Origin of the sequence: Phenylobacterium sp. (genome assembly GCF_030680185.1) — a bacterium.
In the GTDB taxonomy this organism is placed as follows: domain Bacteria; phylum Pseudomonadota; class Alphaproteobacteria; order Caulobacterales; family Caulobacteraceae; genus Phenylobacterium.
The window spans coordinates 13,487-35,788 of record NZ_JAUXVZ010000055.1 but is presented as its reverse complement, the minus strand read 5'-3'; the positions used below and the strand labels follow the sequence as shown (position 1 = coordinate 35,788).

General features: G+C 68.2%; 18 protein-coding genes and 1 pseudogene. 9 read left to right on the top strand and 10 right to left on the bottom strand.

The genetic code is table 11. The annotated features are described in order from the left end of the window. Position 1: 1 nt before the first annotated feature. Positions 2–730 (top strand): endonuclease/exonuclease/phosphatase family protein, encoded by a 729-nt coding sequence (locus Q8L83_RS14585; RefSeq protein ID WP_305288159.1) that lies wholly within the window; start codon positions 2–4, stop codon positions 728–730. 110 nt (positions 731–840) lie between these two features. On the opposite strand, the gene Q8L83_RS14580 is transcribed toward Q8L83_RS14585, so the two are convergent. From Q8L83_RS14580 to Q8L83_RS14570, 3 genes are all read right to left on the bottom strand, one after another. Then, the gene (locus tag Q8L83_RS14580; RefSeq protein WP_305288157.1) at positions 841–3,540 is read right to left on the bottom strand and encodes a TonB-dependent receptor; all 2,700 of its coding nucleotides are present in this window, start codon (positions 3,538–3,540) and stop codon (positions 841–843) included. A 167-nt stretch (positions 3,541–3,707) separates the two neighbouring features. Next, positions 3,708–4,307, bottom strand: a complete 600-nt coding sequence (gene wrbA / locus Q8L83_RS14575) for an NAD(P)H:quinone oxidoreductase (RefSeq protein ID WP_305288155.1) — start codon at positions 4,305–4,307, stop codon at positions 3,708–3,710. 44 nt (positions 4,308–4,351) lie between these two features. Next, on the bottom strand, positions 4,352–5,050 hold the full coding sequence (locus tag Q8L83_RS14570) for a pirin family protein (RefSeq protein ID WP_305288154.1): 699 nt from the start codon (positions 5,048–5,050) through the stop codon (positions 4,352–4,354). 100 nt (positions 5,051–5,150) lie between these two features. On the opposite strand from Q8L83_RS14570, the gene Q8L83_RS14565 reads away from it, so the two are divergent. Both Q8L83_RS14565 and Q8L83_RS14560 read left to right on the top strand, forming a co-directional pair. Further along, entirely contained in the window at positions 5,151–6,089 is a 939-nt protein-coding gene (locus Q8L83_RS14565; protein ID WP_305288152.1) for a LysR family transcriptional regulator, read from the top strand. Positions 6,090–6,109: 20 nt separating this feature from the next. After that, positions 6,110–7,303: a patatin-like phospholipase family protein gene (locus Q8L83_RS14560; RefSeq protein ID WP_305288151.1), complete on the top strand. Its 1,194-nt coding sequence runs from the start codon at positions 6,110–6,112 to the stop codon at positions 7,301–7,303. Between the two features lie 4 nt (positions 7,304–7,307). Here the strand turns inward: Q8L83_RS14560 and Q8L83_RS14555 are convergent, their stop codons facing one another. From Q8L83_RS14555 to Q8L83_RS14530, 6 genes and pseudogenes are all read right to left on the bottom strand, one after another. Continuing rightward, positions 7,308–7,775, bottom strand: a complete 468-nt coding sequence (locus Q8L83_RS14555) for a polymer-forming cytoskeletal protein (protein WP_305288149.1) — start codon at positions 7,773–7,775, stop codon at positions 7,308–7,310. Positions 7,776–7,837: 62 nt separating this feature from the next. Next, a complete protein-coding gene (locus Q8L83_RS14550; RefSeq protein ID WP_305288147.1) occupies positions 7,838–9,682 on the bottom strand; it encodes an acetyl-CoA hydrolase/transferase C-terminal domain-containing protein in 1,845 nt (614 codons plus the stop codon). Positions 9,683–9,699: 17 nt separating this feature from the next. Next, positions 9,700–10,299 (bottom strand): 3-hydroxyacyl-CoA dehydrogenase family protein, encoded by a 600-nt coding sequence (locus Q8L83_RS14545; protein ID WP_305288583.1) that lies wholly within the window; start codon positions 10,297–10,299, stop codon positions 9,700–9,702. A gap of 6 nt (positions 10,300–10,305) precedes the next feature. Continuing rightward, positions 10,306–11,817, bottom strand: a pseudogene (locus Q8L83_RS14540) (3-hydroxyacyl-CoA dehydrogenase NAD-binding domain-containing protein); the annotation flags it as partial. Positions 11,818–11,828: 11 nt separating this feature from the next. Further along, positions 11,829–13,112, bottom strand: a complete 1,284-nt coding sequence (locus Q8L83_RS14535) for an acetyl-CoA C-acetyltransferase (RefSeq protein WP_305288145.1) — start codon at positions 13,110–13,112, stop codon at positions 11,829–11,831. Beyond that, a complete protein-coding gene (locus tag Q8L83_RS14530) occupies positions 13,109–15,361 on the bottom strand; it encodes an acyl-CoA dehydrogenase (RefSeq protein WP_305288143.1) in 2,253 nt (750 codons plus the stop codon). The genes Q8L83_RS14535 and Q8L83_RS14530 overlap by 4 nt, the downstream gene beginning before the upstream one ends. Positions 15,362–15,523: 162 nt before the next feature. Between Q8L83_RS14530 and Q8L83_RS14525 the strand changes: the two genes are divergently transcribed. From Q8L83_RS14525 to Q8L83_RS14515, 3 genes are all read left to right on the top strand, one after another. Further along, complete coding sequence (locus Q8L83_RS14525; RefSeq protein WP_305288141.1) at positions 15,524–15,979, top strand: hypothetical protein; 456 nt, start codon at positions 15,524–15,526, stop codon at positions 15,977–15,979. A 64-nt stretch (positions 15,980–16,043) separates the two neighbouring features. Next, positions 16,044–17,000 carry a bifunctional enoyl-CoA hydratase/phosphate acetyltransferase gene (locus Q8L83_RS14520; RefSeq protein ID WP_305288139.1) on the top strand — a complete coding sequence of 319 codons (957 nt, stop codon included), beginning with the start codon at positions 16,044–16,046 and terminating at the stop codon, positions 16,998–17,000. An 8-nt stretch (positions 17,001–17,008) separates the two neighbouring features. Continuing rightward, positions 17,009–18,184 carry an acetate/propionate family kinase gene (locus Q8L83_RS14515; RefSeq protein WP_305288137.1) on the top strand — a complete coding sequence of 392 codons (1,176 nt, stop codon included), beginning with the start codon at positions 17,009–17,011 and terminating at the stop codon, positions 18,182–18,184. Positions 18,185–18,247: 63 nt separating this feature from the next. Here the strand turns inward: Q8L83_RS14515 and Q8L83_RS14510 are convergent, their stop codons facing one another. Continuing rightward, on the bottom strand, positions 18,248–18,895 hold the full coding sequence (locus tag Q8L83_RS14510) for an OmpW family protein (protein ID WP_305288135.1): 648 nt from the start codon (positions 18,893–18,895) through the stop codon (positions 18,248–18,250). A 176-nt stretch (positions 18,896–19,071) separates the two neighbouring features. Between Q8L83_RS14510 and Q8L83_RS14505 the strand changes: the two genes are divergently transcribed. The 3 genes from Q8L83_RS14505 to Q8L83_RS14495 all read left to right on the top strand — a co-directional run bounded on the left by Q8L83_RS14505 (position 19,072) and on the right by Q8L83_RS14495 (position 22,275). Further along, a complete protein-coding gene (locus tag Q8L83_RS14505) occupies positions 19,072–19,398 on the top strand; it encodes a hypothetical protein (RefSeq protein ID WP_305288133.1) in 327 nt (108 codons plus the stop codon). Positions 19,399–19,494: 96 nt separating this feature from the next. After that, a complete protein-coding gene (locus tag Q8L83_RS14500; RefSeq protein ID WP_305288130.1) occupies positions 19,495–20,343 on the top strand; it encodes a universal stress protein in 849 nt (282 codons plus the stop codon). Between the two features lie 132 nt (positions 20,344–20,475). After that, positions 20,476–22,275: an amidohydrolase family protein gene (locus Q8L83_RS14495; protein WP_305288128.1), complete on the top strand. Its 1,800-nt coding sequence runs from the start codon at positions 20,476–20,478 to the stop codon at positions 22,273–22,275. Positions 22,276–22,302: the final 27 nt, after the last annotated feature.

Below are 22,302 nucleotides of genomic sequence, written 5' to 3'. Positions count from 1 at the left end.
CATGCGGATCGTCACCCTCAACACCTGGAAGAATGAGGGCCAGTATGAGCGCAGGCTCGCCCTGATGGCCAAAGGCCTGGGTGAGCTGGCGCCCGACGTCGTCTGCCTGCAGGAGTGTTTCCAGGCTGACGGGTTCGACACGGCGCGTCATCTGGCCGACGCGCTGAGGCTGGATGCGGCCGTGGCGGCCGCCCGTCACAAGCTTCGGGCGCATCAGGGACGTCGGATCGAGAGCGCCTCGGGCCTCGCCATCCTGCGCCGCAATGGGGCTCTCGCCTCAGGCCGGCTGGCCCTTCCGTCCGACCCGGCCGACGGCGAGCGGATCGGCCAGTGGGCCGATGTGGCCCCGGGCCTGCGGGTGCTAAACCTGCATCTGACGCACCTCAGGGGGCCGCAGGCCTCCAGTCTTCGTGCAGCGCAGCTGGCTAGGGCCTTGGCCGCCGCCCGGCGACCGGGGGCAGGGCTGATCGTGGCCGGTGACCTCAATGCGCCGGCCGATGCGCCGGACCTCGCTCAGATCGCCGCCGCCCTTGATCTGGCGGCCGCCCCGACCTTGCAGGGGGAGCGCGACGGCCACCCCGCCTATCCCAAGGCGATCGACCATCTGGCCCTCGTCGATCAGGGCGGCTGGGCGATCAAGCGGCGGTTCCGCGCCCTGGACACGCCAGATGTCGAGGGCTGGCATCCCAGCGATCATGCCGCTGTGGTGGCCGACCTCGAACGGCGCTGAGCCGCCCAAGCACATTCCGGAAAAATAAGGGCGCGCCAGCGATGACCGGGGCGCCCAAGGTGGTGTCCATACCCTGACCCCGCGAGGCGAGGTCAGGGTGGAGCGGGGATCTAGAAGGAGGCGCGGACGCCCAGGAGGTATTTCCGGCCGAAGCCCTCGATCTCATAGGGACGGTCCTCGCGACCCTGGTAGCGCACGCCTTCTTCATTGGTGAGGTTGTTGGCGTCCAGGAAGACCGAGAAGGTCTCGTTGACCTGGTAGCGAGCGGAGAAGTCCAGGCGCTGGCTGTCGCCCCAGTAGAGGTTGGAGTTGGCCGAAGAGCCTGAGGGGAAGACTTCGTCCAGCCAGTCGGTGCGGTGCTGCCAGGACAGGCGTGAAGACAGGCCGTACTTCTCATAGAACAGGGTGGCGCCGGCGATGCGATCCGAGGTGCCCGGGAATTCCACGGTCTCGCCGGTGGGGGTTTCGAACTCGCCCTTGGTGAAGGACACGCTGCCCTGGAAGCCGAAGCCCGACAGCCAGCCCGGCAGGAAGGTCCAGGGCTGGGTGTAGACGAACTCGAGGCCGGTCAGGTAGCCGCTGCGGCCGTTCTGGATCGACGAGATGGTGTAGGCGCTGCGATCGACGCCGCCGAAGTTGTAGCTGTCATCGCCGACGATGCGCGAGGCGTCGAACAGGACATTGTCGACTTCCCGGTGGAAGAAGCTGGCCGCCAGCAGGGCTGCGGGGGCGAAATACCATTCGGCCGACAGATCGACGCCATAGGCCTTCTCCGGCGTCACGAAGGGGTTGCCGCCACTGATGGTCTCGCTGGTGTCGTTCACGGTCACTGTCGCGCGCATGTCCTCCAGGCTCGGACGGGCCGAGCCGGTGATGAAGGCCGCCCGCAGTTTCAGCGTGTCGGAATAGTCGAAGCCGTAGTGCAGGCTCGGGAAGACGTTGGTCTCTTCCGTAGAGAAGCTGAGCGGAACGAGCGCGCCCGCCACATTGGCCAGGCCCTCGGAATTGATCTCCGTGCGCTCGATGCGGACGCCGCCGGTGAGGGTGTGGCGATCCCACTTCCAGCGGTTCATCACATAGCCAGACGCGACCTTCTCATCGACGGCGTTGGTGGCCCGCTTGTCGATGTCATAGACGGCGAAATTGCCGGTTCCGGCCGTATTGGCGGCGCGGGCGGCGGCCATGAGGGCGAGCACGCCCTCGGTCATGCGCCGGGTGTCGATGTGAACAGCGGTGAATCCGCGGTCCATATCCTGATCCCAGACGGTCGAGCCGAACAGGGTCTTCATGTCCCACGGCAGACCCAGGAGGGCGCCATTGGTTTCCAGCGGGAAGCCCGTGCGGTTGCCGGTGGCCACCGTGCCGTCGCGACGGACCAGGGCGGTGACGTCGTTCTCCTGGGCCCGGTCGTCGTACTGGAAGCCGGCGCTGAAGGTGGCCTGGGCGCCGAAGCTGTCCCAGTCGCGGCTGCCGTCGAACTTCAGGGTGACGGCTTCGGTCTCAAGCCGGCCCGTGGACTCCGTGGCGAAGGATTCCGGCAGGGTCAGCTGGTTCAGCGAGGTGCGCTGCGCTCCCCGCGCGGGCTGACCATTGATCAGCACGGTGTCGTAAAGCGTGTGCAGCGGGATGCCGCTGCCCGTGGCGTTAACCTTCACCGTCATCGACGGAAGGAAGGCGGTGTTGGCGATCGACGGCCGCGAGGTGGAGGTGGAGGTCTGCTGGCCGACCGAGGGATAGAAGTTGTTGAACTCGGTGGTGGCGTAGGCCAGGTCCCAGCTCAGGTCCCAGTCCTTGACCCGATGGTCGCCGTGCAGAACGTTGAAGTTCACGCCGTTGGTGTAGATGCCATAGGCGAAGGAGGCGGTCATCGGCACGCCGATCAGGTCGGCGGTCTCGAAGTTCCGCGTGCCTGAGAAGGCGTTGGCATAGGTGAAGACGTACCAGTTGCGCTCTTCGAAGTCTTCGAACTCGGTCGTCAGGTGGGTGAGGGAGATGTAGTGGTCGTCGTTTGGTGAGTATTCGATCTTACCGGAAAAGGACTCGGTGACCCGTTCGATCACATACTTGGTGAAGCGCTGCGACGAGAGCCCCACGGTGTCGAACCGCGGCTCCGAGTTGTCGGTGTGCTGCTCGAACGAGTAGTGCGAGCCGATCAGGCTGGCGCCCCAGGTCCCGTTGGACCAGGACAGGCGGCCGGAATACTGCTTTACCGGGCCGTCGCCCATGTCGACGAAGCCGCCGCCCACATCAAACGAGCCATGGAAGCCCGGCAGGGTCAGGGGCGAGAAGGTCTCGATGTTCACCCGGCCGGCCAGGGCCTCGGCGGGCATGTTCGGCAGCAGGGTCTTGTTCAGCACCACCTGGCTGATCTGTGCGGCGGGCACGGAGTCGAAGCGAAAGATCCGGTCTTCGGCCCCGATCAGGTTGACGCCGTCCAGCGCCATGGTGGTCCAGCGGGTGGGCGCGCCGCGGATCTGGATGTAGCGCTCCTGGCCCTGGTCGCGCTGAACGCCGACGCCGGGCAGGCGGGCCAGCGCGCCAGCCGCGGTGGCGTCGGGGAAGCGACCGATGGTGTCGGACGCGATGACGTTGACGATGTTGTCCGACGCCTTCTGGATTTCCAGAGAGGCTTCGATGGACTCGCGGATCGGCGAGGCGGTGACCACCACCTCCGAGACTTCGGCGTCCTCGGCGAGCGCGGGCGCTGCGGCGGCGGCAAGAATGGGCAGAGAGGCCGAGACGGCGAGCAGAGCGCGGCGCGTACGCGCGCCGGCGAGACGCGCCGGATGGCGCAGATGGTTGGATGACATGGTCCGTCCCCCTTGTTGCTGTGATCAGCGGACGGGGGCCTCCACTAGGCTAGGCCAGTGTCATCCATTCGTGGGTTTGGTGATGTCTCGGTGTTGAGGCCGAGACTTGTTGGTTAGACAGGGCGGTGCGGCGCACCCATCCCGAGGGGACAAGTGCGCCGACAAACCTAGCCGTGCAGCTTCTTGGCCACCTCGGCGATGCGGCGGCCCTGATAGCGGGCGCCGTCCAGCTCGGTCTGGCTGGGCTGGCGCGAGCCGTCGCCGCCGGTGATGGTGGTGGCGCCGTAGGGGCTGCCGCCGGTCACCTCGTCCAGGCGCATCTGGGCCTGATAGCCATAGTCCATGCCGACCACCACGAGGCCAAAGTGCATCAGGTTGGTGATCAGCGAGAACAGGGTCGTCTCCTGGCCGCCATGCTGGGTGGCCGTGGCGGTGAAGGCGCCGCCGACCTTGCCGTTCAGTGCGCCGCTGGCCCACAGACCGCCGGCCTGGTCGAGGAAGTTGGCCATCTGCGAGGCCATGCGGCCAAAGCGGGTGCCGACGCCGATGATGATGGCGTCATACTCGGCCAGGTCCTGGATGGAGGCCACGGGCGCGGCCTGATCCAGCTTGTAGTGAGCCGCCTTGGCGACCTCTTCGGGCACCAGGTCAGGGACCCGCTTGATGTCGACCTGGGCGCCGGTCTCCCGGGCGCCTTCAGCCACGGCCTGGGCCATGGTTTCGATGTGGCCATAGGCCGAATAGTAGAGGACCAGAACCTTGGTCATGAGGAACTCCTGAAGCGTGAGTGTTGGGGTAGGGGAGGCGGCCTTTAGGCCGCGTCCACCAGGACGAGTTCGGAATCTTCCAGGGCGGTGATGGTGAGGGACGTCTCGCCGGTGATGGCCGCCCCATCCCGGGCCTCCAGGGTCACGCCATTGACCTCCACCCGGCCCTTGGCCGGCACCAGATAGGCGTGGCGCGCGGCGTCCAGGACGTGCTCGGTGGTCTCACCCGCCTGCAGGGTGGCGCCCAGCACCCGGGCCGGGGTGCGGATCGGCAGGGCGTCGGCGTCGTCCTCGAAACCGCTGGCCAGGGTCACGAAGCGTCCGGACCGGTCGCCCTTGGGAAAGGGCTTGGCGCCCCAGGCGGGCGCGCCGCCGGTGCGGGCCGGCTCGATCCAGATCTGGAAGATGCGGGTGGTGTCGCTCTCCAGATTGTACTCCGCATGGCGGATGCCGGAGCCCGCGCTCATCACCTGGACGTCGCCTGCCTCGGTGCGACCCTTGTTGCCCAGGCTGTCCTGGTGGGTGATGGCGCCGTCCCGGACATAGGTGATGATCTCCATGTCGGCATGGGGATGGGGCGGGAAGCCCGAGTTCGGCGCGATCTCGTCGTCGTTCCAGACCCGGATCGGCCCCCAGCCCATGCGCTTGGGGTCGTAGTAGTTGGCGAAGGAGAAGTGGTGGCGCGCCTTCAGCCAACCGTGGTCGGCGCCGCCCAGTCCGTCAAAACCTCTGCGTTCGATCATCTCGAAACCTCCGCGCCCAGCGGGGCGCTCTTGCCTGAGACCAAGATAGGGCGGATGATCGCACCATAAATAGAAACTACTGAAAGACACTGTTTCTAAAATGCCCAAGTTGCCGGACCTGGAGGCCATGGCGATCTTCGCCAAGGTGGTGGAGCTCAAATCCTTCTCCGCCGCCGCCGATGAGCTGGCCCTGTCCAAGGCGACGGTCTCCAAGGCGGTGACCCGGCTGGAGGCGAGGCTCGGGGCGCGGCTGTTCAACCGCACCTCCAGGCGCCTGGCCCTGACGGAGGCGGGCCTTCGGTTGGCAGGGCCGGCCGCGCAGCTGCTGAATGACGGCGAGGCGGCCGAGGACGCCATCCTGGCGCAGTCGGCCCAGCCCCGCGGACTGGTGCGTCTGGCCTCGCCCATGTCCTTTGGCCTGCTGGAGGTGGCCCCCCTGCTGCCGGACTTCCTCGCCGCCCATCCGGACGTGTCGGTGGACCTGCATATGAGTGATGAAGCCATCGACCTCATCGGCATGGGGTTCGACATGGCGCTCCGGATCGCGGCCTTGCCGGACTCATCCCTCGTGGCCCGTCGGATCGGACCCGTCCCGCGACACGTGGTGGCGTCGCCGGCCTATCTCGCCGCCAGGGGGCGACCGACCCACCCGGCCCATCTGGCTGAACATGCCTGCCTCGGCTACGCCTATCTGCCCACGCCCGAGACCTGGCGGTTCGTCAATGCGGCAGGGGAGGAGGCGTCGGTGCGCCCCGTCGGACCCTTGCGGGCCAATAACGCCGAAGCCCTGCTGCCGGCTCTGGAGGCGGGCCTGGGCCTGGCGCTTCAACCGGACTTCATCGTCGGCGACGCCCTCGCGGCCGGCCGTCTGGAGGCGGTGCTCGCCGACTGGAGTCCGCCGCCTGTGGCCCTGCATCTTGTGATGCCGCCGGGGGGACCCCGACCGGCGCGTGTGGAGGTCCTCGCCCGGTTTCTGGTCGAACGGCTGTCGGCGCGGTGCGCCGGGCGCGGTGCGGCCTCGACAGGACCCGCCGGCTGAGCCACTGGAGTCTCATGTGTATGCGCCTGAGCCACAAGGTTCCTCACGGCCGTTTGACCGCCGTCCTGATGGTCGCCCTGTCTCTGGCGCTCGCCAGCTGTGGCTCGATTTCGCGGCCCGACATCGAGCCAGCGCAGGTTCAGGCGTCGGCGCGGACCGTGCTCGACCCCTTCCGTTTCGCGGGCAATGACGAGGCGGCGGGCCAAGCGTTTTTGAGCGCCTGGCGGACCGAGCGCGAAGCCCTCGACGCCGATGGGCTGACAGCGCTTGCGGTTTCGGGCGGCGGCGCCAACGGCGCCTACGGGGCAGGGGTGCTGGTCGGCTGGACCGAAGCCGGTGACCGGCCGGTGTTTGATCTGGTGACGGGGGTGAGTACGGGTGCCCTGATCTCGCCCTTCGCCTTCCTTGGACCAACCTGGGACCACAGCCTCACTGCAGCCTATCGGGATGAGGATGTCTCCCGTCTGACCTCGGGAGGCTGGGGGGCGCTGTCTCGCCCAAGCCTCTACAGCGACCGCTCCCTGCGGGCTCTCGTGGGAAAATATGTGGACCCGGCGCTATTGCGGGCCATCGCGGCTGAACACAGCAAAGGGCGGCGGTTGCTGGTGGCGACCACCAATCTGGACGCGCAAGCCACTGTTCTTTGGGATATGGGCGCGATCGCGGCCGCCGGACAGGCTCCGGGGCAGGAGGCCACTGCAGTGGCCCTGTTTCGCAACGTCCTCGTGGCGTCAGCCAGTATTCCCGGCGTCTTCCCCCCGGTGATGATGCAGCTGGACGACACCGGGACGGGACTGGCTGAGATGCATGTCGACGGCGGCGTCAGCACGCCGTTCGTCCTGGCCCCCGCGACCCTGACCCTGTGGACGCCGGAAGGCGTCATGCGCCCGCGCGACCTCTACGTGATCATCAATGGCGAGGTGGAGCCCCGGCGGGCGCTCACCAAGGGGGCGACCTTGCCCATCCTGATGCGCAGCTTCGACACCCTGTCGAAATCTGACCTTCGAGCCCATCTGATCGCCGCCGTCGCCTTCGCCAACCGAAATGACGCGCGGCTGCGCTACGCCGCGATCCCTACGGCCCTCGGCGCCGACAGCCTGGCGTTTGACGCGGAGTCCATGCGTAGGCTGTTTGAGGCGGGACGTGCCGCCGGGGCGACCGGCGCCGCGTTCGCAGAGATCATCCCCGACGTTCCCCCGTCACCGGCGCCCTGAAGGCTCAGGCCGCGCTGGAGACGGCGGGCGCTGCGGGGGCGGCGGCCGGCGCATCGGCTTCGGGCTTCGGCAGCCGCACGCTGCGACCTTCGAAGACCGCGCCGGTCTCCATGGCCAGTTGCTCGTGGGCGATGTCGCCCTCCACATGAGCTGTGCCATAGAGGCGCACCTGACGCGCCTTCATCGGGCCTTTGATCTGGCCACGGATTTCAGCCACCACGGCGACAACCGTGCCTTCAATCCGGCCCTGGGGTCCCAGGCTGAGCTTGCCGACGCGAACATCGCCGCGCACCAGCCCATCGATCTGAACCTCGGCCTCGCCGGCGATATTCCCTTGAATACAAAGGCCCGGACCGATCAGGGACGGCGCCTTGGGCTTGGGCGTGGCGGACGGTGAGGCGGCGGCGTTGCGGATCGCGGGCGTCTCTTCGGCCTGGGGCCGAGCGGGGGTCTTGTTGGCTTTTTCGAACATGGCGGCGTCCCTTCTCGGTACGATTTGAACCGAGCGCTGCAAGGCTGGGGCCGCGGCGAAGCTTAGGGCTCTGCCATCGCCCCGCGCACCAGCCGGGCATAGAGCCGCTCCGCCACCCCTCTGGGCCGGTCCAGGCCCAGCCGCGCCAGGGCCTGACGCACCCGATCGTCAGGTCGCCCAGCGGTCACCCCGCGCAGGGCCAGGGCCGCAATCTCGGTCTTGGCGGTCGCCGCAGACTTGATCTTCTGCAGGGCCGGCGCCAGGGCCTGTTCCACCTCGGTCATCTCCGTGCCGAACGGGAAGGGGGGCAGGTCGCCGGCCTTGCGGAAGGGCGCCAGTCGCTCAGCCAGGACGGTGGCCGTATTGTCGGCGGCAAAGTCGGCGATCTGGTGGCTGGCCGGCAGCTTGCCCGCCGCCTTGGCCTGTCCCGTCAGATCCTCGTGGAAGGCGGCGTCGGCGACCGCCAGCATGCGGGCGATAACTTCGCTGTCCCGGGCGCCGCGCAGATCGGCGACGCCATACTCGGTCACCACCATGTCGCGCAGGTGCCGGGGGATGGTGGTGTGACCATAGGACCAGCGGATATTGGACTCTCGCCCGTCGCTTCCCTGCCGGCTGGCCGGAAGCGTCATGATCGAGCGAGCGTCCGGCAGGGCGAAGGCCTGGGCCACGAAGTTGTACTGGCCGCCGACCCCGCTCACCACGCGGCCATCCTCGAGGGCGTCGGAGGTCACGGCGCCCAGCAGGGTGGCGATCATGGCGTTGTTGACGAAGCGCGCGCCCTTGCGGTCGGCCACCCGCTTGTCGAAGTCCGCGCCGTGCAGTTCATTGACGAAGCCCACATCGGTCATCCGGAACTTCGCGCGTTCCTCCAGCGGCATGTCGCGCAGGGCGGCGTAGAAGTCCCGCGGCGCCAGGAAGAAGGCCGCGTCCAGCACCGCGCCGTCCACCTCGCGCTTTAGAACGCCCGCGCGATAGAGCTCCAGAAAGGCGTCCACGAACATCTCGGTGGCTCCGTAGAGCCCCTCTTCGAAGGGTCCGGTGTGGCGCTCCAGAGGATCGTCGGGCGGAGTCAGGGCCTTGAGGATGGCGGCGAAGCGTGTCGGCTTTTGGTGACGCAGGATCAGAGCGTGGGCCACCGCGTGGCCCATGGAGCCGATGCCGATCTCCAGGGTGCCGCCGTCGGGGATCAGGCTCGCGACGTGGAAGCCCATGGCGTAGTGGGTCAGGGTGACCGGCTGCTTGGGCGGGCCGGGCAGGGGAAACTCCACCTCTGGGCTCTCCAGCATCATGGCGAAGGCCTCTGGCGGCAGCTCGGCCGGGCCGGGCATATAGGGCAGCTCGGAATTGACCTGGCCCACCAGGATGAGGTCGGTGCGGCCCTCCGCCTTGGCCTTGAGCAGTTCCAGGGTCAGGTCGGTGTTGCAGGACAGGCTGTAGCGCTCGGCGCCGTCGCGCTCTCCCTTTGCCACCAGCTGGGCGACCACGTTGCAGCCCCGTTCCAGAATGTAGCGGCTGGCATGGGTGTAGTTGGCGCTGATGTAGTTCTGCTGCACCTCGGGGTCGTTCAGCCACATGCCGGCCTGCAGGAAGAACTCGTCCACCTCGATATTGGGCGGCAGGCCGCCGCGGCGCTGCGCTTGGGCGTAGGCGAGCTCGGGATAGCCCCCAAGGGTGCGCTCCAGGATCGGTCCCATGAACCGCTTTTCCAACAGGCTGCCGGGCTCCGGCGGCGTCAGGGTCAGCGCCGTGAAGATCCGTAGCGAGATCGAGCGGTCGGTCGCCGCCCGGGCATAAAGGGCGTTGGCGATGTGATTGGCCTTACCCAGCCCGAGCGGCAGGCCCAGCACCACCTTGCCGTCCAACCGTTCGATGATCGCCTTGGCGACATCGTCGGCTTGCGTCATCCGCAGCATCGCCCCACTCACGTCAGACGCTCCCAGCCCTGGTCGGGACGGAAGCGTTCGCCATGGAGGACGGCGAGTTCCTCCATACGGGCCTTGAGCGTCTGCGCCCCGGCCTGGCGGGCATAGTGGATGGGTCCGCCGCGGAAGGGGGCGAAGCCGGCGCCGAAGACCATGGCCCCATCAACGATGTCCTCGTCCTCGACCACGCCCTTGCGCAGGCATTCCAGGCAGGCGTCGATCATCGGCAGAATCAGACGGTCGGTCATCTCCTGGGTCGGCTTGGCGAAGGACTTGGCCTTCTGCGGTTCGCCGTCCTTCCAGGCGTAGATTCCCTTGCCGGTCTTGCGGCCCAGGTCGCCAGCGGTGACCTTGGCGCGCAGGGTGTCCGGCGGGACGGGCAGGGGCTTGTCGAGGCCGGCCTTCAGGCTGTCGGCCACCGCGATGCCTACGTCGAGACCGACTTGGTCGGCCAGCTCGGCCGGACCCACGGGCATGCCGAAGGCCTCGGCGGCGGCGTCGATCGTCTCGGGGGCGACGCCCTCCTGCATCATCACCATGGCTTCCAGCATGTAGGGCGTCAGCGACCGGTTGACGAGGAAGCCCGGCGTGCTGCGCACAGGGGCCGGCAGGCGGTCGATGGCGCCCAGGAAGGCCTTGGCCAGGTTCAGGGTGTCGTCGGCCACGCCCTCATGGGTGACGATCTCCACCAACTGCATCCGCGAGACCGGATTGAAGAAGTGAATGCCGATCAGCCGCTCAGGCCGGGCGAGGCCCTGCGCCAGGTCTTCCAGGCGGATCGATGAGGTGTTGGTGGCCAGCACCGCGCCGGACTTCATGCGCGGCTCGAGATCGGCGTAGATTTTCCTTTAGAGATCAAGCCTTTCAGGCGCCGCCTCAATGATCAGGTCGGCATGGCGAACCCCCTGGCCATCGGGGTCGGGGATCAGCCGGTCCAGGGCGTCGCGGGTCTTGGCGCTGTCGTGGCCCAGCTTCGGATAGAGGGTCGCGGCCCGGCCGATGGCCTGGGCGATGATCTCCGGCTTCAGGTCGGCCAGGGTGACCTTTATCCCATGCCAGGCCGCCCAGGCGGCGATGTCGCCCCCCATGGCGCCGGCGCCGATGACATGCAGGTGGCGCGGCGCCTTGGCCTCCACCTCGGTCAGCCGCTTCATCTTCTCCCGCAGGAAGAAGACCCGGATCAGGTTCTGGGCCGCGTCCGTCGTCATCAGGTGGGCGAAAGAGGCGATCTCCGCCTTGCGCATCGCTTTCAGATCGTCCCCATGGCGCTCCCACAGGTCCACCAGGGCGCCCGGCGCCGGATAGTGCTGCGGCGGCGCCTGCTTGGCCGCTTGGCTGCGCATGCGATCGGCCGCAGCGCGGCGCGGAAGATCGGCGTGCAGAATGCGTTCGGTGACCTGATGGCGCAGCCGACCCAGGCGGCCGGGCTTGGTTGAGCTGAACTCTCCTCGGGCCACGGCGGAGACGGCCGCCTTCACATGGCGCTCTTCGGTAAGCGCGTCGGCCAGGCCGATGGCCTTGGCCTCGCCCGGGCGCTTGGCCTTGCCGGTCAGCATCATTTGCATGGCGTCCAGGGGATCGATCAGATCCAGAAGGCGAGCCGTGCCGCCAAGGCCCGGATGCAGGCCAAGCTGAACCTCCGGAAAGCCCAGGCGCGCCTCATCGCCCACCAGGATGCGGTGGTCGCAGGCCAGCGCGATCTCCAGCCCGCCGCCGAGGGCGTAGCCGTGGATGACCGCGACCGTCGGCGTGCTGAGTTTGGCCAGGCGATCGACCACCTCGTGGGCGCGCGTCATCCGTTGCTCCACCTCATGGGCGTCGCGGGCGCCGACAAAGGCCTTCACATCAGCGCCGGCGAAGAAGCCGCCGGCCTTCGCCGAGCGGATCGCCAGGGCCTTGGGCGCGTCCTGCTCCACCTTGGCGAGGATCTGGTCGAGTTCCTCGAGCACCTCTTCGGACACGGTGTTGGCGCTGGCGCCCGGCTGGTCGGCGATCAACCAGTCGATCCCGTCCTCGTCCCGGGTCAGCCGCCAGGCCTTCCACGGGTCCGGCGCGCCCGTATCGGGGCCTAGCTCAATCTGCCGCTGCTCGTGATTCTTCCAGGCGGTGTCCGTCATCGATGTCTCATTCAGACCGATTGGAGCAGCATGGCGCCGCCCTGAGCGCCGCCGTTGCACTCGGTGGCGACGCCCCGGGGCTGGGACAGGCGCTTCATGGCGTTGGCCAGGTGCAGCACGATCCGCGCGCCGCTGGCGCCGACCGGATGGCCCATGCCGATGGCGCCGCCATCGACGTTCAGTCGCTCCCGGTCGATCTGGCCAAAGTCGCCCTCCAGGCCGAGCACCTGGCGGCGGAAGCCGTCGTCCTGCCAGGCGGCCAGACAGGCCAGGACCTGAGCGGCGAAGGCCTCGTTGATCTCCCAGATCGGCACGTCCGACAGGGTCATGTCGTGAGCGCGTAGCAGCTGCGTGACCGACATCACCGGGCCAAGCCCCATGATCTTCGGGTCGAGCGCCGCCCAGCGGCTGTCGACGATCTCGGCCAGGGGCTCCAGGCTGTGTTCCTTGACCGCGTCTTCCGAGGCCAGGACCACCCAGGTCGCGCCATCGGTGATCTGCGAACTGTTGCCCGCCGTCACCTTGCCGAACGGCGGCTCGAAGGCCGGCTTAAGTTTGGCCAGCTTGTCGGGGCTGGAATCGGCCCGCACCCCGTCGTCGCGGTCATGGAGTTCGCCATCCGGTGCGAAAGCGGGCTCCAGCTCGCCCTTGAACCAGCCCTCGGTGTGGGCGCGGGCTGAGCGGAGCTGGCTCTCGGAGGCGTAGACGTCCGCCTCATGACGGGAGATGTCGAACATCTGCGCCAGGATTTCGGCCGTCTGACCCATGTTGAGGTCGGTGATCGGATCGGTCAGGCCGCGCTCCAGGCCGATGACAGGGCTGAGGAAGTCCGGCCGAAAGCCCATGGCCGCCTTGGCCCGAGCCATGGGGCTGCGGGCGCTGTTCAGCTCGGCGAACCACTCCGTTGCGTCGTGGCTCAGGACCAGGGGGGCGTGGCTCAGCGACTCCGCGCCGCCCGCCAGGATCAGGTCGGCGGTACCCTGCTGGATGTAGCGGAAGGCCGTGTCGATGGACAGCATGCCCGAGCCGCAGTTGATCTGCACGGTGAAGGCGACCATGGCCTCGCCCATGCCCAGCCGCAGGGCCGCAACCCGCGCCGGGTTCATCTCGTCGGCCACCACGTTCACGCAGCCCAGGATGACCTGATCGAACGCGCTCGGCGCAAACGGCTGGCGGAGCAACAGGGGGCGGCCGCACTGGACGGCCAGATCCACCGGCGTGAAGGGTCCGGGCCGCCCGCGGGCCTTGATGAAGGGCGTGCGGGCGCCGTCGACGATATAGACCGGCCGGCTCATTCTGCGGCCTCGACGCGCACCTGCTGGGCCGGTGTCGCCTTGCCGGTGATCTCTTCGGGCGAAAAGTCGTCCACAGCGACGACCTTGGCGACGGCGATGGCCGTCTCAGCCAGCCTGTCGTGGTCCTCACGGCTGATCAGGCCCTGGTCGAGGGCTGAGTCCGGATCGCGGACCCGCAGCTTCTTCATACGGTCGCGGATCGGTTCGGTGGAGACCACCAGATCCAGGGCATGTTCCAACTCGGCCACGGCGTCATCGCCGGCGCCCAGATAAACGCCGTCGGTGAGGCGGTCGCGAGTGGCCGACGGCTCCAGGATCAGCCGGGCGCAGGCGCGGGTGACCCGGTCGCTGGGCCCCCGGCGGATGATCCCGAAGGGCAGGACGAACAGGCCCAGCAGCCAGGCGACCGGCTGTTTGGGGAAGTTGTCGAGGATTTCCTTCAGCCGGCGCTCGATGGTCAGGAAGCCGTCCTGCATGATCCATTCGACCAGCGGCAGGTCCGCCTCCTGGCGGCCATCCTCTTCCCAGCGCTTCAGGGTGGCGCTGAGCAGATAGAGCTCAGCCAGGATGTCGCCAAACCGGGCCGACAGCATCTCCTTGCGCTTCAGGGAGCCGCCCATGGTCAGGAGGGCGGCGTCGGAGGCGAGCGCGAAGCTCGCCGCATAGCGGCTGAGCTTGCGGTAGTAGCGCTTGGTGGGGCCGGTCTCAGGCGCCGGACCGATCAGGCCGTCGCTCCAGGAGCGGATGAAGGCGTTCTTGGCCGTCCGCAGGATGTGGCCGGCATGGGCCCAGACGGTGACGTCGAAGGCGGCCAGCCCCCGCTGGGTGTCCTCGTCGGCCAGGGCCTCCATCTCCTTGAGGATGAAGGGGTGGGCGCGGATCGCGCCCTGGCCGAAGACGATCAGGCTGCGGGTGAGGATGTTGGCGCCCTCCACCGTGATGCCCACGGGCACGGAGCGATAGAAGGTCCCGAGATAGTTCTTCGGCCCATCGATCACCGCCTTGCCGGCATGGACATCCATGGCGTCATTCGCGCTGACGCGCATCCGCTCGGTGGCGCTGTTCTTCATGATCGCCGAGACCACCGAGGGATGGTGGCCGAGCGCCAGGCCTGCGCAGGTGAAGCGGCGGGCGGCGTCCAGAAGATAGGCGTTGGCGGCGATGCGACCTAGACGCTCCTGCACGCCCTCGAACTCGCCGATGGGAATGCGGAACTGGGTGCGGACCCGGGAATAGGCGCCGGTGGTCCGCGCCGCCATGGCCGCGCCGGCCGCCGAGAGCGAGGGCAGGGAGATGCCGCGTCCGGCGGCCAGCGCCGCGTTCAGCATCATCCAGCCCCTGCCGATCTGCTCCTGGCCCCCAAGGATCGCATCCATCGGCAGGAAGACGTCGTGGCCGGCATTAGGGCCGTTCTGGAAAGCCTGCATGGCCGGGATGTGCCGACGGCCGATCTCGATGCCAGGGGTGTCGGTGGGCGCCAGGATCACGGTGATGCCCAGGTCTTCCTCGCCGCCCAGCAGGCCGTCGGGATCCTTGACCTTCACGGCCAGCCCGAGAACGGTCGCGATGGGGCCAAGCGTGATGTAGCGCTTGGCCCAGTTGAGCTTCAGGCCCAGCATCTTCTGGCCCTTGTATTCGCCCTCGCAGACCACGCCGATGTCGGTCATGGCTGTGGCGTCGGAGCCCGCTTCGGCGCTGGTCAGGCCAAAGGCGGGGATGTCGCGGCCGTCAGCCAGCCGGGGTAGCCAGAAGGACTTCTGGTCGTCGGTGCCGAACTTCATCAGCAGTTCGCCGGGGCCCAGCGAGTTGGGCACCATGACGGTGACCGCGGCGGCCACCGAGCGGGTGGAGATCTTCCGCACCACCTCGGAATGGGCGTAGGGGCTGAAGCCCAGGCCGCCATATTCCTCGGGAATGATCATCCCGAAGAAGCGCTCGCGCTTGATGAAGTCCCACGCCTCGGGCGGAAGGTCACGGTCCTCCCAGTTGATCTTCCAGTCGTCCAGCATGGCGCAAAGCTGATCGACCGGACCGTCGATGAAGGCGCGCTCGGCCTCTGTCAGCCTGGCGGGCGGAATAGCCAGCATGGCCTGCCAGTCCGGATCCCCCGAAAACAGGTCGGCGTCCCACCAGACGTCGCCGGCGGCGATGGCCTCGGCCTCGGTGTCGGACATCTCGGGCAGGACGCCCTTGGCCATGTGATAGATCGGCCGCGTGACGAAGTCGCGGCGCAGGGCGGACCTGTCCATGCAACACCTCTTTCGGAATCGGGTTCAGCAAAGCCAACGCATCAGGGCCGGTTCGGTTCGTGACCAACGGCGGTCGCGGCGGCGGCAGAAATTGTGCGGCTGGATCGAACGGGGATGGCGTCCAGGTGTTGTTTGGTGAACGCACCAGCCATTGGAGAGCCTATGCCCCCCGCACCCGAGCAGCCCGACTTCGAACCGCAGGATCAGGCCGAGGTCTTTGACGAGGACAACACGGTCGGGGCTGGCGATGACGTTCCGCCGGCCGAAATGCGCACCTTCGAGGAAATGGCCCAGGTCCGCGACGAGACCTCCGCGGTGGGCGCCGCCGACGATGACGAGGCGCAGTTCGCCGAGGACCTCAGTGATGGCGAGATCGTCGCGCTCGGCCGAGATGAGCAGGATGGTCTGGCCCGTGATGGCGACCGTCCGGTGTTTGACGCGGCTCAGGACGGCGGCGGCCCGGGCATCGGCGAGGATGAGGCCCCGCTGCTGGATGCTGGCGATATGTCCGCGGCTCCGGACACGGCCGCCGCCGATGCGGCTGAACTTGAATCCGAGCGGCTGAACGACGCCGACCTTAAGGACCTCGGCTATCAGGTCGGCCCGTCTAAGGGATGACCCGGGGTGGGCGGCGGCCCGCGACCGTGACAGGCTAGATCCTCGCCCCTGACGGAGTTCGACCTTGACCCTGCCTGACTCGACCGACAGCGCGCCCGGCTCGCAGCTGGAGCGCCTGCTGGCCTTGGCTGACCGGCCCGACCCGGTGCGCACCGTGGTTGTCCATCCGGTGGACGACCTCTCCATTAGCGGCGCGGTGGAGGCCGCTGAGCGCAAGCTCATTATTCCCATCCTGGTGGGGCCGGCCGCGCGGATTCGCGCGGCCGCTGACGCGGCGGGACTGGATATCAGCCGGTACGAGCTGCACGACGCCCCGCACAGCCACGCCGCCGCGGCCCTGGCCTGTCAGCTCGCCGGCCGGGGCGAGGCCGAGGCGGTGATGAAGGGCGCGCTCCATACCGATGAACTGCTCGAAGCGGTGGTGGCCAAGGACTGCGGCCTTCGCACCGAGCGGCGGATGAGCCACGTCTTCATCCTTGATGTGCCGACCTATCCCAAGCCGCTGCTGGTCACTGATGCGGCGATCAACATCGCCCCGGACCTGGCCACCAAGCGCGACATCGTCCAGAACGCCATCGACTGCGCCCGCGCCATGGGGGTCGACCGACCCAAGGTGGCCATCCTGGCGGCGGTGGAGACGGTCAATCCGAAGATGATCGCCACCCTGGACGCCGCCGCGCTCTGCAAGATGGCCGACCGGGGCCAGATTGTCGGCGGCCTGCTGGACGGCCCCCTGGCCTTCGACAACGCCATCTCCAAGGAAGCCGCCGCGCAGAAGCACATTGTCTCCGAGGTGGCCGGCGACGCCGACATCCTGCTCGTGCCGGACATTGAGTCGGGCAACATGCTGGCCAAACAGCTCTTCTACCTGGCGCGGGCCCAGTCGGCCGGGATCGTCATGGGCGCGCGGGTGCCGGTCATGCTCACCAGCCGCTCCGATGGGGTCCTATCGCGCCTGGCCTCCTGCGCCGTCGCCCTGCTGGTGGCCAAGGCTGGCCGCCTCCAGCCGCCAGCCCACTAGGAATGCGCATGCAGATCCTGGTCCTGAACGCAGGTTCGTCCAGCCTGAAGTTCGCGGTCTATGACAGCCTCGGCGACAAGCTGACCCTGGGGATGACCGGCGCCGTCTCCGGCCTGCCGGACCGACCTCAGTTCCGGGTCCGCGACGCCAACGGCGAGACCCTGGCTGAAACCGACTGGCCGAAGGCGGCCGGCGTCCTGGATGAGGCCCTGGCGCGCACGCTCGAGTGGCTGGCCGGGGAGGGTGGGGTGAGCGCGCCCGACGCCATCGGCCATCGCATCGTCCATGGGGGCCTGGCCTTCGCCGCCCCCGTTCGCCTGGACGACGAGACATTGCAGACCCTGGAGGGACTCTCGCCCCTGGCGCCCTTGCACCAGCCCTTCAACCTGGCCGCGGTGTGCGCCGCGCAGCATCGGTTTCCAGGCGCGGTCCAGGTCGGCTGCTTCGACACCGCCTTCCACGCGGGTCAGCCACGGCTTGCGCGGCTCTACGCCCTGCCGCGGGACCTCACCGAGGGCGGCGTGCTGGCCTATGGCTTCCATGGCCTGTCGTACGACTTCATCGCCGGCGAGCTTCGAGAGCGGTTCGGCTCAAACTGCGGCGGGCGGGTGATCGTCGCCCACCTGGGGAGCGGCGTGTCCCTCTGCGCCCTGGCCGATGGTGAGAGTCTGGCCACCACCATGGGCTTCTCGGCCCTGGATGGCCCGCCCATGGCCACCCGGTCGGGCAGTCTCGATCCTGGGGTTCTGCTCTACCTGATGGAAGATCGCGGCATGTCGGCCGCTTATCTCACCGACCTGCTCTATCGCCGGTCGGGCCTGCTCGGCGTGTCCGGGGAGAGCGGCGACATCAGAGTCCTGCTGGCCAGCGACCGTCCGGAGGCGCGGGAGGCCCTGGACCTGTTCGTCTATAGGCTGTCGCGGGAGATCGGCGGGCTGGCCGCCGCCCTGGGCGGGGTGGATCGCCTCGTCTTCACCGCCGGCGTCGGGGAAAACGCCGCGGCGATCCGCGAGGGCGTGCTGCGGGCCTGCGCCTGGCTGGGCGCCGAGCTCGACGCCGAGGCGAACCGGGCAGGCGCCGAGATCATCACCACCCCGGCCAGCCGCCTTCAGGGGCTCGTCCTGCCCACGGACGAACAGATCGTCATCGCCCGCGCCGCCAGGGTCCTGCTGCAGGACGGCTGAATGCGAAAAAGGCCCCAGCGGTGAAGCCGGGGCCTTTCCTTCAGTCTGCGTATGTCGCGCAGCTTAGAACTTGCAGCCGAAGCCCGCCGAGACGACCCACGGGTCCAGCTTCACCTTGGACTTCACGCCGTTACGGTTGTCGGTGGCGTCGGTCTCGAAGAACACCTTCTTCACATCGAGGTTGGCGCTCCAGGGACCGCTGACGGCCACGTCCACGCCCGCCTGCAGGGCGAAGCCGAAGCCGTTGTCGATGTCGAGGTCGAAGTTGTTCTTATCCGAGCCGTTGTAGAAGATCATGTAGTTCACGCCCGCGCCCACATAGGGGCTGACCTTGGCGGCCGGGGCGAAGTGATATTGCAGGGAGACCACCGGGGGGAGGACCCAGGTCTCCTTGACCTTCACGTCGGTGGCCGGACCCTTGGCGGTGACCGTGTGCTTGGTCGTGCCGGCGATCACTTCGACAGCGACATTGTCGGTGAAGAAGTAGCTCAGGCCGATGGTCGGCATCACATCGGCGTTCACCTCGGCCCGCAGGCCCGTCGCGGCGCCGGCCAGGGTGGTGATGGGGTCGCCGGCTTCCGGATCAACGGAGGTCACCCGGACATTGAGCATCGTGGTCCCGGCGCTCTTGGGCTGGAACTCCTGGGCCTGGGCGGCCCCGGCGAGGGTGAGGGCGAGGCCCGCGGCGAGAACGGCGGCGGTGGTTTTCATGACTATCCCCTTATTGACGGTATGACCGTGGCCGCGTGATGCGCCTGCGCGCTGAGGCCATCCTTGATCTGGCTCAAGCTTGAGCGGCAGGGGCGCTTCCAGGCATTTGATACGGGTCAAGGCGTCGCCCGGGGGAAGGGCGCCAGATGAGGCGCGCAACCCCAAGGAGCCGCCCCATGTCGAAGTCCATCAGCAAAGACCTCCGCGAAGACGTCAAGGATCTGCGGGAGAACATCGACGAGACCCTCGAGGATGTCGCCCGCGCCCTGCGATCGGCCGCCGAAAGCCTCTCGGAGGAGAGCGAGGAAGCCATCGCCAAGGCCGCCGTCGCGGTGCGCAAGGCCGCCGACGCCCTCTCGGAAAAGGCCAAACCCGCCAAGGCCATGGCCGACAAGGCTGTTCAGGAGGTGAAGGATCATCCCATTGTCTCGGCCGGGGCCGCCCTGACCGCTGCCGCCCTGCTGATCAGCCTGCTGGTGGCCGAGCGCCGCAAGAAGTCCTGAGCGAGCAGGGACCCCATCGGCTCGTCGACACCGCGCCTGCCCTCGACGACCCTGGTCGCGAGGGCAGGCGAAGCCTTGTTTCAATGGAGATTATCCATGCCTTACAAAGACATCCTTCTCCATCTTGAGTCCTATCCCGATGCCACGTCCGACCTGGCGCTGGAGCAGGGCGTCAGTCTGTGCGCGGCGCTCGGCGAACAGGTCACCGCCCTGGTCCCCCAGGTCTCGATTCCGCTGAAGACCAATCGCCTGGCCGATTTCGCCCTGAACCTCGGCGATATGGCTCGGGCGGAGGAGGGGCGCAGTCGCCAGAACGCCGCGCGTCTGCTCGAACAGTTCGAGCATCGCGCCACGGCGCTGGGGGTGTTCGGCGGCCGCCTGTCGCCCGAGGCCGAAGTGTTCCAGATCCCGGAACTCACCGCCCAGCTCGCCCGGACCCGGGATATCTGCGTCATCCCGTATGCCCGTGAGTCGACGGCCCATCAGGGGGTGGCGGAGGCGATGATCTTCGCCTCGGGCCGACCCGTCGTGGTCTTCCGGCCTAACGACGCCCGGCCCACCCAGACGGGTCTCGGAACCGTATTGATCGCGTGGGACGCCAGCCGATCGGCCGCCGCCGCCGTCGCCGCGGCGATGCCTGCCCTGACCTCGGCCCGCAAGGTGGTCGTCCTGACCGTGCTCAATGAAAAGGCGACCGCCAGGCCGGGCGCCCCGCAGGACCTGCTCCGCCACCTCGCCCGCCACGGGGTCATCGCCGAGGCCATGGAGTTCGATTCGGCCGGGGCGAAGATCGGTTCGGTCCTTGACCATGTCGCCTTGCGGACCGAAGCCGACCTCCTGGTCATGGGGGCGTTCGGTCACTCCCGGGCCAGGGAGTTCGTCCTGGGGGGCGCCACCCGCAGCGTGCTGGAGTCGCCGCCGGTCCCGGTGCTGCTCGCCCACTGACAAGTGCCGCTTTCGGCGGCGTGTGGGCGGGAAATGCGCCCTCACGTCGCGGTTTCTGGATTCAATCCTGGCCCTGGGATAAGCGACAGACGCCGCATCACAGGCGGCGACCAAGTGTGCGGGGCGCGTTTCGTGACCATCCAACCCATCTTCAAGTCTCTCGCTGTAGCCGCCGTCGGCTTCACCCTGGCGAGCGGCGCGGCCAGCGCCCCGGCGAAGGCAGAGACCGTGGCCATCGTCGGGGCCACCCTCTTTGACGCCACGGGCGCGGCGCCGCGGACGGCCGACGTGCTGATTCAGGATGGGCGGATCGCCGCCATCGGCGCCGGTCTGACCGTGCCGGCTGGCGCGGTGACCATCGATGGCCGCGGCAAGGCCCTGACCCCGGGCTTCTTCGACGTCCACACCCACTGGACGCCGAACGGCGCGCCCTATCAGACGCCGGCCATCGCCACGGCCTATGTGCAGGCTGGCGTCACCACGGTGAACGACTTTCACCAGCCCCCGGAATCCTACGAGCCCCGGCGTCGCTGGCTGTCGCAGCTGGCCTCGCCGCATGTGAACCTGACGGCGCGGATGAGCACGCCCGGCGGCCATGGGGCTGACTGGGGCGACACAACCACCACCAAGTGGGTCAACACCCCCGACGGCGCCCGGCACGAGGTCCGCCGGCTGGTTCCGTACGAGCCGGACCTCATCAAGGCCTTCGCCGACGGCTGGCGCTATGGCCTTTCGGCCGACAACACCTCAATGGATGTGGGCACGCTGAGCGCCCTGGTGGACGAGGCGCACAAGAATGACCTGAAGGTCGTCACACACACCGTAACGGTGGCGCGCGGCAAGGTGGCCGCCCGGGCCGGGGTGGATATCATCGTCCACAGCCTGCAGGACGGGCCGGTGGACCAGGAGGTCATCGACCTGATGAAGGCGTCGGGCACGGCCTACGCCCCGACGCTCGCGGTCTATGAGCCGGTCAAGCCCGGCCAGACCCCGCCGGACGACCTGAACAATCCGCGCTTCGTCCAGTCCAACGCCAAGTTCCAGTACGCCCTGCGCAATGTGAAGGCGTTGCATGACGCAGGGGTTCTGGTGGCGCTCGGCACCGACGCCGGCATGCCGGGCACGCCGCACGGGGTCGCGACTCTGCATGAGATGGAGTTGCTGGTTCAGGCCGGCTTCACGCCGGTGGAGGCCCTGATGGTCGCCACCGCCAACAGCGCCCGCGCCATGGGCGTCCTGGATGATCGTGGCACCATCGAAGTCGGCAAGCGCGCCGACCTGGTGCTGATCGACGGCGCGCCCTGGACCCACATCTCCGACGTCCGCAAGACCGAGCGGGTCTTCATCGACGGTCGTCAGGTGGTGGGGCCCGGGGTCGCCCTGCCGGCGGCCAACAGCCAGATGACCATGGCGCCCGCGCCCGCCCAGGCTCTGATTGACGACTTCGAAGGCGCGCCGGGCCGCACGGCCACAGGCGCCCTGCGGGTGCAGGACACCGACGGCGGTATGGACCGCAGCGTGCTGATCAGCCTCGTGGCGCCAGAGGCGGATGGCGACAACGCCCTGCGCCTGGCCGCACGGATGTCGGTCAAGGAAGACCCCCATACCGGCGTCATCCTCCCGCTCAGCCGCGGGTCGGTCCAGCCGGTCGACGCCCGCGCCTTCAAGGGGCTCGCTTTCGGCCTGAGGGGCGACGGAGGGCTCTACCGGGTGATGATTCGCACCGTGGGCGGCTGGTGGCAGACCGAGGTTGAGGCGGGTCCCGAGTGGGCCAGCTTCACCGTGCCCTTCTCGGATCTGCGGCCTGCGCCAGGCTGGCGGCGGGCTGAGACGCCCTGGACGGCCAGTGATCTGCTGGAAGTCCAGTTCGGCGGTGGTCGGGACGCCGGTGAGACCCTGTGGCTCGAGGTCGACGACGTCAGGTTCTACTGATCACTGATCACTGAGCGCCGATCGGCG

What these genes read in the sequence shown, in the direction of transcription:
- Q8L83_RS14585 (WP_305288159.1), top strand. Translation starts at nt 2, where the DNA reads ATGCGGATCGTCACCCTCAACACCTGGAAGAATGAGGGCCAGTATGAG.
- Q8L83_RS14580 (WP_305288157.1), bottom strand. Translation starts at nt 3,540, where the DNA reads ATGTCATCCAACCATCTGCGCCATCCGGCGCGTCTCGCCGGCGCGCGT.
- wrbA (WP_305288155.1), bottom strand. Translation starts at nt 4,307, where the DNA reads ATGACCAAGGTTCTGGTCCTCTACTATTCGGCCTATGGCCACATCGAA.
- Q8L83_RS14570 (WP_305288154.1), bottom strand. Translation starts at nt 5,050, where the DNA reads ATGATCGAACGCAGAGGTTTTGACGGACTGGGCGGCGCCGACCACGGT.
- Q8L83_RS14565 (WP_305288152.1), top strand. Translation starts at nt 5,151, where the DNA reads ATGCCCAAGTTGCCGGACCTGGAGGCCATGGCGATCTTCGCCAAGGTG.
- Q8L83_RS14560 (WP_305288151.1), top strand. Translation starts at nt 6,110, where the DNA reads ATGCGCCTGAGCCACAAGGTTCCTCACGGCCGTTTGACCGCCGTCCTG.
- Q8L83_RS14555 (WP_305288149.1), bottom strand. Translation starts at nt 7,775, where the DNA reads ATGTTCGAAAAAGCCAACAAGACCCCCGCTCGGCCCCAGGCCGAAGAG.
- Q8L83_RS14550 (WP_305288147.1), bottom strand. Translation starts at nt 9,682, where the DNA reads ATGACGCAAGCCGACGATGTCGCCAAGGCGATCATCGAACGGTTGGAC.
- Q8L83_RS14535 (WP_305288145.1), bottom strand. Translation starts at nt 13,112, where the DNA reads ATGAGCCGGCCGGTCTATATCGTCGACGGCGCCCGCACGCCCTTCATC.
- Q8L83_RS14530 (WP_305288143.1), bottom strand. Translation starts at nt 15,361, where the DNA reads ATGGACAGGTCCGCCCTGCGCCGCGACTTCGTCACGCGGCCGATCTAT.
- Q8L83_RS14525 (WP_305288141.1), top strand. Translation starts at nt 15,524, where the DNA reads ATGCCCCCCGCACCCGAGCAGCCCGACTTCGAACCGCAGGATCAGGCC.
- Q8L83_RS14515 (WP_305288137.1), top strand. Translation starts at nt 17,009, where the DNA reads ATGCAGATCCTGGTCCTGAACGCAGGTTCGTCCAGCCTGAAGTTCGCG.
- Q8L83_RS14510 (WP_305288135.1), bottom strand. Translation starts at nt 18,895, where the DNA reads ATGAAAACCACCGCCGCCGTTCTCGCCGCGGGCCTCGCCCTCACCCTC.
- Q8L83_RS14505 (WP_305288133.1), top strand. Translation starts at nt 19,072, where the DNA reads ATGTCGAAGTCCATCAGCAAAGACCTCCGCGAAGACGTCAAGGATCTG.
- Q8L83_RS14500 (WP_305288130.1), top strand. Translation starts at nt 19,495, where the DNA reads ATGCCTTACAAAGACATCCTTCTCCATCTTGAGTCCTATCCCGATGCC.